General features: G+C 42.6%; 18 protein-coding genes. 3 read left to right on the forward strand and 15 right to left on the reverse strand.

Features of this window, described 5'->3' with window-relative positions; genetic code table 11:
* Positions 1-235: 235 nt before the first annotated feature.
* The 11 genes from HUW51_RS19905 to HUW51_RS19955 form a co-directional block, all read right to left on the reverse strand.
* Complete coding sequence (locus HUW51_RS19905; RefSeq protein WP_185271372.1) at positions 236-889, reverse strand: hypothetical protein; 654 nt, start codon at positions 887-889, stop codon at positions 236-238.
* Between the two features lie 117 nt (positions 890-1,006).
* Positions 1,007-1,249, reverse strand: a complete 243-nt coding sequence (locus HUW51_RS19910) for a hypothetical protein (RefSeq protein ID WP_228466771.1) — start codon at positions 1,247-1,249, stop codon at positions 1,007-1,009.
* A 709-nt stretch (positions 1,250-1,958) separates the two neighbouring features.
* Positions 1,959-3,857, reverse strand: coding sequence for an acetate--CoA ligase (gene acs / locus HUW51_RS19915; RefSeq protein ID WP_185271373.1), 1,899 nt, complete (start codon positions 3,855-3,857; stop codon positions 1,959-1,961).
* A gap of 610 nt (positions 3,858-4,467) precedes the next feature.
* Positions 4,468-4,740: a hypothetical protein gene (locus tag HUW51_RS19920; protein WP_228466773.1), complete on the reverse strand. Its 273-nt coding sequence runs from the start codon at positions 4,738-4,740 to the stop codon at positions 4,468-4,470.
* Positions 4,741-4,935: 195 nt separating this feature from the next.
* Positions 4,936-5,403, reverse strand: a complete 468-nt coding sequence (locus tag HUW51_RS19925; protein WP_185271375.1) for an SRPBCC family protein — start codon at positions 5,401-5,403, stop codon at positions 4,936-4,938.
* Between the two features lie 70 nt (positions 5,404-5,473).
* Positions 5,474-6,046 (reverse strand): dihydrofolate reductase family protein, encoded by a 573-nt coding sequence (locus tag HUW51_RS19930; RefSeq protein WP_185271376.1) that lies wholly within the window; start codon positions 6,044-6,046, stop codon positions 5,474-5,476.
* A gap of 304 nt (positions 6,047-6,350) precedes the next feature.
* Entirely contained in the window at positions 6,351-6,884 is a 534-nt protein-coding gene (locus HUW51_RS19935) for a DUF1003 domain-containing protein (protein ID WP_185271377.1), read from the reverse strand.
* 1 nt (position 6,885) lies between these two features.
* A complete protein-coding gene (locus tag HUW51_RS19940; protein WP_185271378.1) occupies positions 6,886-7,188 on the reverse strand; it encodes a hypothetical protein in 303 nt (100 codons plus the stop codon).
* Between the two features lie 595 nt (positions 7,189-7,783).
* The gene (locus tag HUW51_RS19945; RefSeq protein WP_228466775.1) at positions 7,784-8,548 is read right to left on the reverse strand and encodes a DUF2321 domain-containing protein; all 765 of its coding nucleotides are present in this window, start codon (positions 8,546-8,548) and stop codon (positions 7,784-7,786) included.
* Positions 8,549-8,719: 171 nt separating this feature from the next.
* Positions 8,720-10,300: a sodium:solute symporter family transporter gene (locus HUW51_RS19950; RefSeq protein ID WP_185271379.1), complete on the reverse strand. Its 1,581-nt coding sequence runs from the start codon at positions 10,298-10,300 to the stop codon at positions 8,720-8,722.
* 7 nt (positions 10,301-10,307) lie between these two features.
* On the reverse strand, positions 10,308-10,622 hold the full coding sequence (locus HUW51_RS19955) for a DUF485 domain-containing protein (RefSeq protein ID WP_185271380.1): 315 nt from the start codon (positions 10,620-10,622) through the stop codon (positions 10,308-10,310).
* Between the two features lie 223 nt (positions 10,623-10,845).
* Here HUW51_RS19955 and HUW51_RS19960 point away from each other — a divergent pair, with 223 nt between their 5' ends.
* Positions 10,846-11,433: a ribonuclease HII gene (locus tag HUW51_RS19960; protein WP_185274602.1), complete on the forward strand. Its 588-nt coding sequence runs from the start codon at positions 10,846-10,848 to the stop codon at positions 11,431-11,433.
* Between the two features lie 101 nt (positions 11,434-11,534).
* Here HUW51_RS19960 and HUW51_RS19965 read toward each other — a convergent pair whose 3' ends face one another.
* Both HUW51_RS19965 and HUW51_RS19970 read right to left on the reverse strand, forming a co-directional pair.
* On the reverse strand, positions 11,535-11,957 hold the full coding sequence (locus HUW51_RS19965; RefSeq protein ID WP_185271381.1) for a response regulator: 423 nt from the start codon (positions 11,955-11,957) through the stop codon (positions 11,535-11,537).
* Between the two features lie 51 nt (positions 11,958-12,008).
* Positions 12,009-13,523: a sensor histidine kinase gene (locus HUW51_RS19970; RefSeq protein WP_185271382.1), complete on the reverse strand. Its 1,515-nt coding sequence runs from the start codon at positions 13,521-13,523 to the stop codon at positions 12,009-12,011.
* Between the two features lie 268 nt (positions 13,524-13,791).
* Between HUW51_RS19970 and gcvT the strand changes: the two genes are divergently transcribed.
* Both gcvT and HUW51_RS19980 read left to right on the forward strand, forming a co-directional pair.
* Positions 13,792-14,886, forward strand: a complete 1,095-nt coding sequence (gene gcvT / locus HUW51_RS19975; protein ID WP_185271383.1) for a glycine cleavage system aminomethyltransferase GcvT — start codon at positions 13,792-13,794, stop codon at positions 14,884-14,886.
* Between the two features lie 84 nt (positions 14,887-14,970).
* Positions 14,971-15,702 carry a 2-phosphosulfolactate phosphatase gene (locus HUW51_RS19980; RefSeq protein ID WP_185271384.1) on the forward strand — a complete coding sequence of 244 codons (732 nt, stop codon included), beginning with the start codon at positions 14,971-14,973 and terminating at the stop codon, positions 15,700-15,702.
* A 383-nt stretch (positions 15,703-16,085) separates the two neighbouring features.
* On the opposite strand, the gene HUW51_RS19985 is transcribed toward HUW51_RS19980, so the two are convergent.
* Positions 16,086-16,412, reverse strand: coding sequence for a nucleotide pyrophosphohydrolase (locus HUW51_RS19985; RefSeq protein WP_185271385.1), 327 nt, complete (start codon positions 16,410-16,412; stop codon positions 16,086-16,088).
* Between the two features lie 117 nt (positions 16,413-16,529).
* A complete protein-coding gene (gene dtd, locus HUW51_RS19990; protein WP_185271386.1) occupies positions 16,530-16,982 on the reverse strand; it encodes a D-aminoacyl-tRNA deacylase in 453 nt (150 codons plus the stop codon).
* Positions 16,983-17,160 lie beyond the last annotated feature (178 nt).

Below are 17,160 nucleotides of genomic sequence, written 5' to 3' on the forward strand. Positions count from 1 at the left end.
AGTGAAATAGGCAATGCCGCTCATTTTTATAGGCAGTACTACCCAGATCCGGTTGTCGGTAGTTGGATTTAAATTTTGCTAGCTGCAAGTGCAGCAGCTTAAATTACTGCGTATGATAGTTTTGATAACAAATCCTTACAATCTTTTAGAAGAGAAAAATAGATGATGAAAAAAGAAAATTTTAAAATTTCTAATTTACTGCTTCTTTTTGGACAGTTTATTTACTTACAGGCAACTAAATAGAATAAGGCAAATTGCGGGAAACTTTGCGCATTAAGCGTTGTATTATTTCCGGGTTAGCTGACGTAAAATCATCGTCCATTATTTTAAAAAAGCGCCAGAGTAACTCGCCAGTGGTGCCGCTATGCAGCATTAAAGTTAAAGTACCCAATGCCGAATTGCCGGGTATATCTTTTAAAGTTACGGCTGTGGTTCCAGCTTCAAGGTTGGGTTGGTTTTGATCCAGTTCAAATTGGCCGGTTAATACCGCGTCTACACCCAGCACCTGGGCAATTTCGGCCGGCGAAAAATCTTTTAAATGATCGTACATGCCAGCTTTTTGCAGAATAGCATTGGTTTGCTCCACGTTCTGGAAAGTAACTGTGTAGAGTTTGGCTTTCCGGACCAGGAAAGTGTATAAACGTTGCTGCACATTATTACCAAGTTCTACTTCTAGCATAAAATGAGCTTGCCGGTTAAATCCTTTGGGTGGTTTGGCGTAATTAACTTTGGCAGTTACCGGCAAAATAGCTACTGCGTGGTGCTTCCGGATTTGCTGCGGCAAATGCGGGCTGCTGAAGATTTGTTTTGAACCCTCGCTAACAAAAGTCTGGGCTTTACATAAAGTAACACTCCACACGAACAAGGTTAAAACAAAAAGAAATTTCATAGTTGGGTAGGTCTTTGGCGGTTTGGATTTAGAGTTTAAATGGATGGGGAACAGCAAGTAAGAGAGTGGGAAAGAAAAACTCCCGCTGCGGTATTAGGCAGCGGGAGCAGATACTATTTAGTTGGAAGCCGCTTTTTGTTGCGGCTTGTAAATTGCGCCGGTAGCAAAATCTACAGCTAAACTGGGCCAGAACAACAGCACATCGGCTACTAAAGCGCCCACCCGGATTTCGCGTTGCGGCTGACCTGCAGCAGGCCGGGTTTTCTGGTACTCGGTTACTTTGCCGCCAAACAAAGTTGCGCAGCTCGACATAGATAAGGTTAAGGCAAACAATACAGAAGCTTTGGCAATTTTTTTCATGATTTTACTCGGGTTAGGTTAGGGTTAGATGGTTTGGTTTAAATACTGGTTCTTAAAATAGATCAACATTTCCTGGTTTGATTGATACAAAATTAAGGCACGCACCTACCCTAAAGAATAAGTAGTAGTACTCAATTTTTGTAAGCAGTACTGCCCAAATTTATTGTGGTAAAATCAGGTAAGATGTGCGTTTAGAGATGCGGGGGTTTATGTTCAGTTTTGAGGTATAGTTGATTGGGCTATTTTTAAGTTATGGGTAGACTTCGCGAAAGCGGTCTAATAACAACACATATTTTAACAGTTAAAAGGAGTAGGAGATAGGTAATAATTTAAAATGCAGGGAGCGTATCTTTATTAAACAATATAATCTAACAGTAAATTTTATAAAAGATTAGGTTATGTGTAGAGTTCGCGTTAGCGTTCTCTACACATTTTTGTGCAGCCAATCTCTGATTGGCGTTTATCAGAATGCCTGGTTACGCCAATCAGAGATTGGCTATTCCAAAAGTACTTAGAGCGCTTCACCAACTCTAAGTACAACAAAGGGGACATGTACTTTGCGCTAAGTACAATACAGGACTGGCAGGAGACTAAATGCAAAAAAAAGAATAATGGTAAGGTAAACATGGTGGTACTTACCCGGCAACAAAAATTTCGACTGCATAAAAAAAGGGGCTTTAATGCCCCTTAAAATTAAAAAATTAAAAAATTACAATGCTCCCTGGATAATTTCGTCTACTACCAAGGGGTCGAGTAAGGTGCTGGTGTCGCCGAGGTTGCTGGTTTCGCCTTCGGCTACTTTGCGTAAGATCCGGCGCATGATTTTACCGGATCGGGTTTTCGGCAAGCCACTTACAATTTGAATCTTGTCGGGTTTGGCAATTTTGCCAATGTGTTCCACTACGGTTTCAATTACTTCGGCGCGTAAATTCTCTGCGTTAGTTGGTGCTTCGTCGCCGCATACGACAAACGCGTAAATGCCCTGGCCTTTAATGGCGTGCGGATAGCCCACCACGGCGCTTTCTACAATGTGCTTGTTTTGGTTAATGGCATTTTCAATTTCGGCGGTGCCAAAGCGGTGCCCCGACACATTAATTACATCGTCTACGCGGCCAATAATCCGGTACAAACCATCCTTATCACGCCGGGCACCATCGCCGGTAAAGTACAGGTTTTTGTATGTGCTAAAATAACTCAGGCGGCAGCGTTCATGGTCGCCGTAGGTAGTCCGGATAATGCCGGGCCACGGAAACTTCAAGCATAGATGGCCTTCTACTTCATTTTCGGTTATTTCTTCGCCATCCGAATTTACCAGAATAGGTTGTACGCCCGGTAATGGCAAGCCCGCGTGGCTGGGTTTCATGGGGGTAACGCCAGCCATCGACGAGAGCATAATGCCGCCGGTTTCAGTTTGCCACCAGGTATCTACCACGGGGCAGCGTTCTTTTCCCACGTGGATGTGGTACCAATGCCAGGCTTCTTCATTAATTGGCTCGCCTACCGAACCCAGCACTTTTAATGAATCCAGGCTATACGATAAAACATGATCCAGGCCAGCGGCCATTAACGACCGGATAGCGGTAGGAGCGGTGTAGAAAATGTTCACGCCGTGCTTATCCACTACTTGCCAGAAACGGCCGGCATCGGGGTAGCTGGGTACGCCTTCAAACATTACGGTAGTAGCCCCGGATAACAAGGGACCGTATAATAAATACGTGTGTCCGGTAATCCAGCCCACATCGGCGGTACACCAGTACACATCGCTTTCTTCGTACTGAAATACGTTGCGGAAGGTATAATCGGCGTATACCATGTAGCCGCCGCAGGTATGCACCACGCCTTTGGGTTTGCCCGTGGAGCCCGACGTATACAAGATAAAAAGCGTGTCTTCGGCATCCATTTCTTCGGCTTCGCAGTTTTTATCTACTTTTTGCAGCTCGTCGTGCAAATACACGTCGCGGCCCGGCACCATTTTTACGGCCCAACCTAAACGATCTACCACAATTACTTTTTTCACGCTGGGGCAATCTTCCAGCGCTTCGTCTACCACCCGTTTCACCGGAATTTGTTTGGTGCCCCGGTTTAAACCATCGGAAGTTAAAACTACGCTGGCTTGGGCATCGTTGATGCGGTCGGCCATGGAGTTGGCCGAAAAGCCAGCAAAAATTACCGAGTGAATGGCGCCTACCCGGGCACAGGCCAATACGCTAAAAGCCAATTCCGGAATCATGGGCATGTAAATACATACCCGATCGCCTTTTTTAACGCCGTTGTTGCGCAACACATTGGCAATCTGGCATACTTTCTCGTGCAGTTCGCGGTAGGTATAGCGCACAAACCGTTCTTTGGGGTCGTTGGGTTCCCAGATTAAAGCCAGCTTGTTCCCGCGGGTTTTTAAATGCCGGTCCAGGCAGTTTTCGGTGATATTTAGTTTGCCGTTGACGAACCATTTAACGCGGGGCTCTTCAAAATTCCATTCAAGCACTTTGTCCCAAGGTTTTCGCCAGGTAAATGTTTCGGCTTGTTCGGACCAGAATCCTTCCGGATCCTGAACGCTTTTTTGGTAGGCAGCTTGGTACTCGTCGAATGTTTGAATGCGTGAACTCATAGTTTAAGAAAGTGGTAGATTTTTAAAAAATGAAAATTGCGACTTTGCCGCGGATTTCGCAATAATAATTTTTAAAAAAATGCCGGAAAGATTTTACTGCTTTAATCTGGAGTTAAACGTAAGTACCGTGATTATGTAAGTTTTTGGTTTATTTTACCGGGGTTGGTTTTTGACTATACAAGTTTTTTTCTTGCACTAGGGCGTGGATTTACTTTCGCGCCTTGCGTTTCGCGCCTCTACTATGGCGCGGATTTACTTCCGTGACTTTCGAACTAAGGCAGATTAGTTTAACAATTCTCGTTCGCATAGCTGCTTTATTAATTGTAATATCTAAGTGGAGTTGTTTTATTGCTTGGGTCTTGTTCTTTTTGTCTTGACACAAAAAGAACCAAAAAAGTCAAGACGCTAAAAACTCGCTGAACAACAGAACAGTTTAGCTTCAACTTTTGCACCTGGCTAAGGCTATCTGTTGCATAGTAGATGAGGGGATTTTAAATTTAAGAAGTTACTTGGTGCCTGATATTTATGAAGTTAATCGTCCTATGTTCTATTATTAAATATTATGATGCCGTTGTGCTTGATGCCGAGTTTGGCATTAGCGAGTAATTGATTAAACAAAACTATTTTCTTTTAGCGGATGCCGGAGAAGGATCAGAGTGAAGGCTAAGGCAAATACCAGATATAGGGCGCCAATAATCCAGATACTTATAGAGATAGCAGAATGCGCAATTAATGCTTTTAGGATGGCAATGGCTACAACCGTAAAATGAGTAAAATTAGCAACAGCGATGGGGCGATTATAAATACCCCCGATTAATCCCGACTTGGTCATCCAGTTTAGCATACCGAAGGCAAAATACAAGGCACCCAGGGTTTGCATCACCAGTAAGCTAAGGTAATTCTGTTCTATTATAAAAAAAAATAAATAAAATTTCATCGGGCATAAAACTTAGGAGCAAGCTGCCCGCACCCAGGATAATAGCGCTCCCTGCCATTATAAACTTCGTATTCATTTTACCAGATTAATTTGCAGCGGATAGCTTAAAATTTTTTAAATTATGATTGATAGTCGTACGCCTTAAATTGAGCTATGCATTATAAGTAACTCCTGTTCCAGCCGGTCAAAGTTTTCCTCGTTCTTATCTACTACAAACTTCTGCAGCCTTGCACATTCTTCCGGAGAGTCAAAAATCATCCGGAAAGTTAGCAGGGTGTTGGCATCCGGAGTACCCTCAAAAATAGCGGCTACCCGGAAAAGCGGCTTCGAAATTCGTTGCCAGTAAATAAAGTGTGGTTCTTGCATGGCGATAAACTCACACGCATTGGGGTAATTGCCTTTGTCCGGGCCGTGCATCACGAATTTCCATTTTCCACCTACTCTAAAATCAAACTCTTCAAAAGTGTTAGTAAAACCCTGCGGGCCCCACCAGTTTTTTAAATGCTGCGGATCAGACCAGGCCTGAAAAACCAGGCGGCGCGGAAAGTGTATTGTTCTTCTGGTTATTATTTCCCGGTCGGTTTGGATTGGTGGAACAGAGGGATTCATGTATATTTTTTAAATTTTTAATATTCTGATCTTAAAAATGCTTCAGGTTAGTTGCTTTATTGGTTCTTGGCTACCATGGATTCACCAGGTAATTCAGTTCGGTTACGCCGGAAGTAAATGGATGCACATTTAAAAGTTTTAGTTTTATCTGGTCTTTGATGTTGATAAACAAGGGAATGCCTTGCCCCAGAACAATGGGATTAACGAAGAGCCAAAAGCCGTCAATTAAGTTCTGTTGTATCAGGGAGTGGGTAGCGGTGGGGCTGCCAAAAACCAGGATGTCGGCCCCGGGTTGTTGCTTTATCGCATTGATGCTGGCCGAAAGATTATCCGGTATAATGGTGGTGTTGGTTAATCCTGTAGCTGGCATGGTTCGGGATAAAACCACCTTGTGCACTTTTTTGTACCACTCAGAATGTTCCCGGTCGTGCTTGCTGGCCTTGGGCTGGTCGGCGGCAGTGGGCCAGTAGCTTTCCATCATCTGGTAAGTAACCCGGCCATACAGGGCGGTATCTCCTTGGCTGATTCGCTGACCAACATAATCAAAAATTTCCTCATCCACGGTAATCCAGTCCATTTCCCCGTTCGGTCCGGCAACAAAACCATCCAGCGAGATGTGCATAAACGCAATAATCTTTCTCATTTTTTAAAAATTTAGTTTTGTTGCAAAGTTGCTGGTTTCTATGGTTGAGCGGAAGGGTAGATGCGGCATTTTGCAGGGGCTTTTGCGGCAAAGTGTATATAGTTGATTATATTACAAATAAATAAGTCTTTTGCTTACTGTTCAAGGCTTCCTTTTCTGTGCTTTAATGGTGGGTGTTTAATCACAATCCACATTATCACCACAATCTATATTTTTAACATTTGCACAAATACCAAATAAAATTCCAAATATTGAATGTACAACAGTCAGTTCCACTATTGCCAATACGAGGTAAGTGGCAGTTTTATTTTAGTTTTCCTTCAATTCGCTTTAAAATTTCTAATTGTTTAGCTTGGCTTTCAAACAGAATTTTTATTTGCTCTTCTAAAAGCAAATCTATTTTTTGGTGCAAGGCCCTAATTTCTAATTCTGCTTTTAAGTTTATTAAATAATCATTTTCACTTCGCTTTCTGTCTTTTTCTTCTTGTCTGTTTTGGCTCATCATTATAATAGGTGCTTGTAATGCTGCTATGCAAGACAAAACTAAATTCATTAAAATAAATGGATATGGGTCAAACTCATCTTTATGTGGAGCAAGTGTGTTGAATAAAATCCAAAATGTAAGAATGATAAAAAAAGAAATAATGAATAACCAACTACCTCCAAACCTGGCAACTTTGTCTGAAATTTTTTGCCCTCTTGTAAGAATTTCTTTTGGTGGATGTAAAAGATTATCGCTAATTAAGTTTTCATCTTCCAGGGTTTTTCTTACAATGTCTTGTAGTTTTTGTATTTGAGCTTTTTCCGATTCTAATAAATTATTGACGTCTTTATCCATATTACTTATTCCAAAAATTTATGATGATAAAAACAATTATTCCAAATATGCCGATCAGAGAAATGATAAATAAATAATCTGCTATTTGTTCAAGTTTGTACCCTCGATTTGTATTTTCTGTTCTAATGGATATAAATGAAAATACAGAAGAAACTGTCAAAAACAAAGCAACAATTGATGTAAGTTCGTCTGCTAAAGTATTCTCTATCCTGTTTGTTAAATGAATTGATGTAATTACAAAAAGACAAAATCCCAATAAATTTGCAGATGTTCCTATTATATGTTGCGAAGTTTTATTTGCCATTTACTTTTAGTCTGTATGTTGTTACGAGTTTCGCTAAAGTTACAACTAACAGCATCTTGTAAAAGACATGTAAGGCCGTCGGCCGAAGCATGGCTTATGCAAAATATTGTGTGATGTTGTTTTTTAGTACCTACTTTTACATTACCAGTTAATCATTTTGACAAAGTTGGTTAGCTTTGCTGTTCCGTCGTTTGGTTTGTAAATTCTTTCAAATTCAGGTTGATTCTGATTATATACTTGTCCTCCGAAATATCTAAATAACTATTACTGTTTTTACCTATCAAATTCTACGTGCAAGGAATCTTAGTCGAAGTCAATTTGATTGTTATTCGATATTATTAATCTGTCGAGTGAAGTAGTTGCGTTAAGTTTGTTTGAGAGTTCAGTGGTTTGTATATATCTAACTAGCTCAATAATCTTGTCGTGTTTCCAGCCATGATTGTTTAAATCAAGGTAATAATTTTCTATATCCTTTCAATATCTTGCCTCCATTTGCTGACTTTTTAGATTATAATAACACCCAACGGCTGGGCTATGAGCAGTACGAAGTGCAAGCAAAGTATTGCTTATAGGTTTTGTTGGGCAAAGTAATTTTTTAATGCCCTTTGGGAATAATGTTTACAATGACCTTAAATTCTTTTTCATCTTTATGTAAGTCATTCTCAATGCCTTTTGGATTATTTATATAGCCATCGGGGTCATAAACAAAGCAATATAAAATTTTGCAATCCGGATGTTTTTGGTAATTAGCTATATCAATTATTAATTGCTCTCCTAAATCCTTTGCTTTAAGGTTGCTTCGCGTCTTTTTTACCTCAATAACTATCTTCTCATTTTTTAGTAGGAAATCAGTCCTTTTGCTACCTCCTGCGTAACATGGACACCATTCCTCAGCTCTAACATCATCGAAAAATATTACAAGTAATGAATGAAGTAAATCCTGAACATCATATTCATCCTTTACATCAATAGTATTCCTATCACTATGCCTTTGCCTTATTTGTTTTGTCACTAAATGAAAGCGGTCACAAATTTGTTTGATAAGTAGAACAGGATTCAAATCTTTTTCCTGAACGACCTCTTTAAGTTTTTTCCTTTTATCTCGCCACGGAAAATCCTGTCCACAGTATTCACATATATCTGGAACGGGAGTTGAAGAACTACTTAATACTACAATACCTGGTACATGATAATCTCCTTTTATTTCCTTATTACAATTTGGACATTTTGTAATTGTTTTTTCTCCACATTTTGCGCAATAAGCTTTTCTAAACTCTGGGCTTGTATAATAATTATCTGTAATGAGATGTCCATTTAGACAAACTTGCATTACATCATGATAGGAACAACCATTTCTCATTTGATACTTTTAATTTTATTTTGCCCAACTCGCAGATAAACGGAACTATCCGGTTATCTGCATTATATTTTACTTTTTTACTCCGTTTATCCACCCAAAAACATAAGATAACCGGAACAGCTCCATTCCGGTAACAGGAAATTTTAAAAATTTACCTTTCAAAACCAAACCTTACTCTGCCCCAATACCTAAATACGTCCGGAGTTTTTCGGATTCAAACTTTTGGGCGGCTTCGGTCTCGGGATTGAGCAGGGATATTACTATGCCTACCAAAAATGCACCTGACATGGAAACTAAGGCTGGATTTTTGAGCGGGAAAATCGCTTCGGGGTTATGCAGGATATCCACCCAAATGGTGGGGCTTAGTACAATCAATACTAGCGAAAGAGAAGCGCCGGTGGCAATGCTCCATACCGCGCCTTGAGTGGTGAATTTCTTCCAAATAATAGACATGAGCAAAGCCGGAAAGTTAGCGCTTGCTGCAATGGAAAAAGCCAGCCCCACCATAAAGGCCACGTTCTGACCTTTAAACACCAGCCCCAGCACAATAGAAAGAATGCCCAAAGCCAGAGTCGCCCGGCGGGCTACTTTCATTTCGCCTTGCTCGTTCGAAACGCCTTTTTTAAAAACGTGCACGTACAGATCGTGCGAAATGCTACTGGCGCCCGACAATGTTAAGCCCGCTACTACCGCCAGGATGGTGGCAAAAGCAACGGCCGCAATAAAGCCCAGGAAAGCGGTACCGCCGGTTTGCTCGGCCAGCAGTAAAGCTGCCATGTTGCCGCCTTTATCAATGCCCTCGATAATGGGTTTGCCCACCAGCACCATGGCCGAAAAGCCGATAAAAAAGGTAAGAATATAAAAATAACCGATAAAGCCGGTTGCCACAAACACCGATTTACGCGCAGCTTTGGCATCGGGCACGGTGTAAAAACGCATGAGAATATGCGGTAAGCCCGCCGTACCCAACATTAAAGCCAAACCCAGCGATAAGGCATCGAAAGGATTGGTAATAAACCCACCCGGCGCCAGCATGGCATCGCCGTATTTCTCCGAAACCGCTTGAAACAATGCGCCCGGACTGTAATTAAAGTAAGACAAAGACAAAATAACCAATACGGTAGCCCCGCTCAACAGCAAAACTGCTTTAATAATTTGCACCCAAGTGGTAGCCAGCATGCCGCCAAAAAGCACGTAGGCCGTCATTACCACACCCACCACTACTACGGCTATTTCGTACTGCAAACCAAATAAAGTTTTAATTAAACCGCCGGCACCTACCATTTGTGCAATCAGGTAAAAAGCAATAGTTAGCAACGAACCTACAGAAGAAACTATCCGGATGGGGCGCTGCTGTAAACGGTAGGCCACTACGTCGGCAAAGGTGTATTTGCCTAAGTTGCGCAGGGGTTCGGCAATTAAAAACATAATTAAAGGCCATCCCACCAAAAAACCGATGGAGTAAATCAGGCCGTCGTAGCCTTTGGTAGCCACCATGCCCGCTATCCCCAGAAAAGAAGCCGCACTCATGTAATCGCCGGCCAGAGCCAGTCCGTTTTGAAAGCCCGAAATATTGCGGCCTGCGGCATAAAATTCGGAGCCGGTTTTGGTTTTCTTGGCGGCCCAGTAGGTGATGTACAAGGTAATGGCCACGAATAAAAAAAACATGATGATGGACACCGGGTTAGCCGTACCCAGGGTAGAAGCGGCGGGCATAGCCGGCGCTTGCAGAAACAAAGAAGTTAGATGCATGTTAATTTTAGTTCGCGTTGATTTTATTTTTTAAAGCTTCTACCTCGGGGTCGTAGGAATTATTGGCCCAGTACACATAAATGCCGGTGAGCAGCCAGGCGGCCACAATAATGCTGAAGCCAACGGGTAATGCCCAGGTTACATAAGAGCCTAACTTTTGCGCCAGTAAACTTTTATCGAAAGCCACCACCAATAAAAAACCAATGTAAATCACCAGGATGGTAAGCGTTAGTATTAAAGAAACGGACCATCTTTTTTTCACTAAATGTTTAAACTCCGGACTATCGATTACTTCCAGGTGCGGTTTGTTGTGGGGGTGCATTGCGTTTGATTTAAGTTTTTGATTAAATTTTTAAAAAAACTAAAAAATAGAGCTAATAAACTGGCTTTATAGTAAATACACTGCCCTAAATATGGGAAATTACAGCGGTAATTTCCTAGTGGTTTAGCAGCTAAAAATTTTAAATTTTACCTTTACCGGTATTCTGTCAACAGCAGGAGCTTATAAAATTAAAACAGAGAGTAAAGCAGTGAAGCGCGTGAAAATAGATTTACAGGCCAACTACAGCGGCAATTTGCTGGAAGCCGGGCTCGACGAAGTAGGCCGCGGTTGTTTGGCCGGACCGGTGGTAGCCGCCGCCGTTATTTTGCCCACCGATTATTTTCATCCGGTATTAACCGATTCTAAACTGTTGTCCCGGAAACAGCGCGAAAAATTGCGCGACCAGATTTGCCAGGATGCCTTAGCCTGGGCCATTGCGGAAGTTTCGCCGGAAGTAATTGACCAGATTAATATTTCTAAAGCATCTTTCCGGGCCATGCACCAGGCGGTAAACGAGCTACAAATTGCCCCGGAATTTTTAATTGTAGATGGCAACCAGTTTATGCCTTACCCCGGCTTGGAGCACGCCTGCGTAGTAAAAGGCGATACTAAATATTTTTCTATTGCGGCGGCTTCGGTGCTGGCCAAAACGTACCGCGACGATTTAATGGCAGAACTAAGCCAACAATTCCCGGAATATGGCTGGGAGCAAAATGTAGGTTATCCCACCATACGCCACCGGCAAGCCATTAAGGAACAAGGGATTACCCCACACCATCGCCTAAGCTTTAAACTGTTGCCTGAAATTTAGAAAATTTAAAAAACGTAATCTTTCATTTTATCAGGTAACTCAAAACGCAGAAAGCCGGCTACGTGGCCGGCTTTCTGCGTTTTATAAAAGAACTGATTTGCTTATTTCAATTTCAATAATTCTAAAAATAAGCTAAAAGAATCAATCCGGGAGCTGGACCGGTCGCCGAACGTATCAAAAGTTAATGGTTTTTCGATGTACCCGCTCACGCTTAAATCGGCAGCTTCGGTTCTGTCGCATTCTTCCATGGAAGTGGTGGTAATAAATACATTTAAATGTTCCAACTCCGCATCGTTCCGGATTTTCGCAAGCAATTCTAAGCCGTTCATTTTGGGCATATTAATATCCAACATCACCACACTGGGTAAAGCTTGCTCGCTTTTTAATAAATCTAAAGCTTCCTGACCGTTACGGGCTACATGCAGGGGTAAGTTAATATTCAGCTTTCGCAACTCACGCTCCACGTTAATAACGTCCATGTAATCATCTTCCACGAGCAGAATACTGGGTAGGGTTTCTTTCATAAATTACAGTCAACCAAGTAAGACAGAAATGATAAGGTAATAGTACTATTTTTAGCTAATTTCAAATTCCGAGCCAAATTTTTCGTTTTTGGGCCAGGTAAATACAAAAGCAGAGCCTTGGCCCGGCGCCGACTTCACGGTTATGCGGCCGCCCTGCTGTTCAATAATTTTTTTAACGATGGCCAGTCCCACGCCGGTACTTTCCACCGCATCCCGTTCTTGCAACGTCTGAAATATAACAAAAATCCGGTCGTGGTAAGCCGGGTCAATGCCGGGGCCATCGTCGGTAACGGTAAACTGATGCGCATCCGACAATTCCGCGTATTTTATTTGTATTAAACCGGTTTTTTGATGATGGTATTTGATGGCATTGCTGATTAAATTTACAAATACCTGCTCCAGATATACCCGAATAGTAATAAATTGCGGCATATTAGCGGCTACCTGCACTTTAATTCCGGTTGGTATTTCCAGCATTTGTATTACCTCAGTTAGTAATTGATTTACCTCTACTTTTTCGGGAATTACTTTTTGGCGGCCAATGCGGGCCAGGGCCAGAATGCCGTTTATTAAATGATCCATGCGGTGAACCCGCAGGCGCATTAAATTTAAATATTCCTGCATGTGCGGGGTTAGGTTGCTGCCTAAATCTTCGGTAATCCAACGCGAGGCATTTTCGATGCCCCGCAGCGGGGCTTTTAAATCATGCGATACCACGTAAGCAAACTGGTCGAGTTCTTTGTTTTTAATTTCCAGTTCGGTAATGGTTTGGTCAATTTTATTTGCCATCACATTTAAACTGGCCGACAGCTTGCTCAACTCGTCCCGGGAGGTATCCAGGATCTGGGTTTTGTATTCGCCGGACGATATTTTTTCGGCCAAATCCACCATCGAACCAATCCGGAACGTGATTAGCCGGGCAATGTAATAAGTCCAGCCCAGGCCAATTAAAATAGTTAAAACCGTAATTACCCCGGAAACCAGGCGGGTATCGTTAATGCTGTTCCGAAGTTGCATTTGGCGGGATTCGCTGATCTGGTTTTCGATGGCATTGATACCCTGAAACATTTGCCGCATGGATTCCATCATGGCTTCGCCGCGGGAGTTTACCGCATTGTCGGCATTTTTTAAATTTAAAATACCCGAAGTTTTTAGTTCCTGGTTGGTCCGGTTCTGGCTTTTTTTATCCGCAATCAGGTTTTCGGCAAACGTGTTTACCCAGCGGGCGTGCGTGATTTTAATTTGCTGCAATTGCCTTTTTTGCACCGGCGAGTCTTTCACCAAAGTTTCTAATTGGGTAAATAAGCCCGGAATTTGCGTTTTAGCTACCCGGTAAGGTTCCAGCAAAACTTCGTTACCGGTCAGCAGGAAACCGCGCATGCCGGTTTCCATATCTACGATGTGGCGCTGCAAAGCCGTGGATGTTCTTACTACGGTTTGCGAGCGGGTTACCCATTGGCTGTTGGCCAGCACTTCTTCCGAAAGTTGAAAGTTAATAATGGTAACCGCCGTAATAATGAGCGAGAAGATAGCAAAGCCGGCAAAAATTCGGGCAGATAATTTCATGGCAACAAACAACAACGAAGCACGCAGCGGCTAAATTACGCTTTAATTCCTGAAATCCGGTAAAACCAGCAAGGCAAACAGGGGCAGAGCAACTTTGGCGTAACTTACCGTTCTTAGTAACAGCCTTTAATTTGTATAATTACAATTTTTTAAAATTTTTCATTTTCGGGAGGGAGCTGACCGGAAAATAGCGGGCGGGAAAAACTGTTTTTAGAACCTGTTTAAAAATACTACTTTTGCGCAACGGTTCGCCGGATATTTCTTGATTATGGAAGAATTAAAAAAAGTTGCCCTGAATGATGTGCACGTAGCACTGGGGGCCAAAATGGTGCCTTTTGCGGGTTATAACATGCCGGTTCGTTATTCTTCGGATTTAGACGAACACCATACCGTGCGCCAGCATGTGGGTATTTTTGATGTATCGCACATGGGCGAGTTTATGGTGGAAGGGCCACAGGCTTTAGACTTAATTCAGCGGGTAACTACCAACGATGCGGGCAAACTAACAGATGGCAAAGTGCAGTATTCCTGCTTCCCGAACGAGCAGGGCGGCATTGTGGATGATTTGCTGGTTTACCGTTTCAGCGCCGAAAAATACATGCTGGTGGTAAATGCTTCCAACATCGAGAAAGATTGGGCCTGGATTAATCAATACAATACCCAGGGCGTTACACTGGAAAATATTTCAAATAAACTTTCTTTGTTTGCCGTGCAAGGCCCAAAAGCCACGGCGGCTTTGCAATCGCTGACTGCGGTAAACCTCTCCGAGATGGTGTACTATACGTTTGCAGTGGCCGAATTTGCGGGAGTGTCGGAGGTAATTATTTCGGCTACGGGCTATACTGGCGCCGGCGGTTTTGAAATTTACGTACCCAACAAACATGCTTTAACCGTCTGGAACGAAATAATGGAAGCCGGCGCTGCTTTTGGTATTAAACCTATTGGCCTGGGAGCCCGCGATACATTGCGCTTAGAAATGGGGTATTGCTTATACGGTAATGATATTAACGATACCACTTCGCCGTTAGAAGGTGGTCTGGGCTGGATTACCAAATTAACCAAAGATTTTACGAACGCCGACTTTTTAAGGAAACAAAAAGAAAAAGGTGTAACCAAAAAACTGGTAGGTTTTGAGATGCAGGAGCAAGGCATCCCGCGGGCGCACTACGAAATTGCCAACGCGCAAGGCGAGATAATTGGCGAGGTAACCTCGGGTACGCAGTCGCCTACTTTAAGCAGAGGCATTGGCCTGGGTTACGTGCCGGTAGCTTTTAGCCAGCCCGGTCAGGAGTTATTTATTAAAGTCCGGAATAAATTGTTGCGCGCCAAAGTGGTAAAACTGCCTTTCGTAAAACAAGCGTAATCCCTTTATAAGATCTCTGAATTTTTAAATTTTTTAAATTTTAACCTGCAGCCATCTGGAGATTGCTGCTAAATATTTTTTAAAATGCCTTTACTGGATGTTTGTTTTTCGCCGGAGTTAATTCATTTGTATGATTTAAAAGGCCGGGTAGTGGTAGTGGTGGATATTTTACGGGCTACATCTTCGATGGTAACCGGTTTAGCTCATGGTTTAGAAAAGATTATTCCGGTAAGTACTTTAGCGGAATGCCAGCAATTTGCCAGCAAAGGATATTTAACTGCCGCGGAGCGGGATGGTAAAAAAGCCGAAGATTTTGACTTAGGCAATTCGCCGTTTAGTTACATGGAAGATTTTGTAAAAGGCAAAACCCTGGCCATGACCACCACCAATGGCACGCACGCCATCCGTTTATCTTTGGCTGCCGATAAAGTGGTGGTGGGCGCTTTTTTAAATGTAAGCAGCGTAGCCGCTTACCTGGTGGAGCAACAAAAAGACGTATTGGTAGTTTGTGCGGGCTGGAAAGGTAAGTTTAATTTAGAAGACACCTTGTTTGCTGGCGCCCTGGCGCACAAGCTGCAGGGATTATTTGAATCGGAAAATGATGCGACCCTGGCTGCTTACCATTTGTACGAAACTGCCAAAAGCGATTTGCCTTTATATTTAAGTAAAGCCTCGCACGTGCAACGCCTTAAAAATTTAAACATCACTAAAGATATTACCTTCTGTTTGCAACAAGATGTGTATGATATAGTGCCCGTTTTGGAAGGAGACTATCTGGTGCCCTATACTCCCGAGTCGGTGAAGAGTGTGGTTTAAGTTGCAAACCAGGATAAAATGAAGCTATTCTTATTCATAATAACCCAGGTTTAAAAATTATTTTTATCGAAAATTTTCTGGAAAGATATACGCCGGAAGCCTTATTAAAACTCGCTTCAGATTTTAACTTTTTTAAAAAATAAAATCTGAAGCGAAAAATAAACCTGGCGCGAGCGTCTTCGCTCGTGTCTAATTATCTGGTAGGCCTCTGGCCGGGCAAACCGATAAGCTTATCTAAGAAGCCAAACTGTAAGCAGTTCCATCCGGCCAGAGGCCGGACAATACTCCTCACGAGCGAAGACGCTCGCGAGATAACCAGCAGATTTATCTAAAACCCGGAACAGGTACTACTATTAATCCGACTCTGGTACTTAAATTTTAGATTACTTCAGCTTTTCGTTTTGATGATGGCGGTCGTGGTCGCGGTTAGTTTTTTTGGCTAGGTTGCTGGCTAAGGCACTCGTTAAATCTACGCCGGTTTGGTTGGCCAAACATATAAGCACGAATAAAACATCGGCCAGCTCATCGCCCAGATTCTTGCCTTCGTCGGACTTTTTAAAAGATTGCTCGCCGTATTGCCGGCAAATTATGCGAGCAACTTCGCCCACTTCTTCGGTTAAAATAGCCATATTGGTAAGCTCGTTAAAATAACGAACACCGTTGGTCTTTATCCAATCATCTACGGTTTTTTGCGCTTCAGTTAAGGTCATGTCTTTTTAGTTGAAAGGTTGGGAAGTTTGAAAGTTGGAAGGTTTTAAAGTTAGACGGTTAGAAGGTTTAACGTTAGAGCCTTTATAGTCTAACATCCAACATCCAACATCCAAAATTTAACATCGGTTTTTAGAATCCAGGATAATGGTAACGGGGCCGTCGTTTGTGAGGGCAACTTTCATGTCGGCACCGAACTGGCCGGTTTGAATTTTCCGGCCCAGGTCTGCTTCCAGTTGTTTAATTAACTGTTCGTACAGGGGAATGGCAATAGGAGGGGGAGCGGCTTCGATAAACGAGGGACGGTTGCCTTTTTTGGTGCTGGCCATTAAGGTAAATTGGCTAATCAGCAAGATACCGCCGTTTATATCCGTTACGCTCCGGTTCATTTTTCCTTCGTCGTCGCCGAAAATGCGCATCTGCACCGTTTTTTTACTCACCCAGGTTATATCATCGGTGGTGTCATCGGCGGTAATACCGGCCATAACCAGCAAGCCGGCACCAATTTGCCCCGCTATATTCCCTTCTATTTTAACGCTGGCCTCACTTACCCGTTGAATTACGAAACGCATGAAATTTTTAAAATTTAAGTTTTCTGATGGAAAATTACTTTAATTCCGGACGAAAAAAGAGTTTACGCCGCCGAAATATTTTTCAAGCGTGTTCCAATTAAAGCTTTGTTACTTGCTACCACCGTTGTTGTTAAAAATCTAAATTAGCGCAAACCTCGTTAGATTGGTACGATAAAGT

It is taken from the genome of Adhaeribacter swui (assembly GCF_014217805.1).
GTDB classification, from domain to species: Bacteria; Bacteroidota; Bacteroidia; order Cytophagales; family Hymenobacteraceae; genus Adhaeribacter; species Adhaeribacter swui.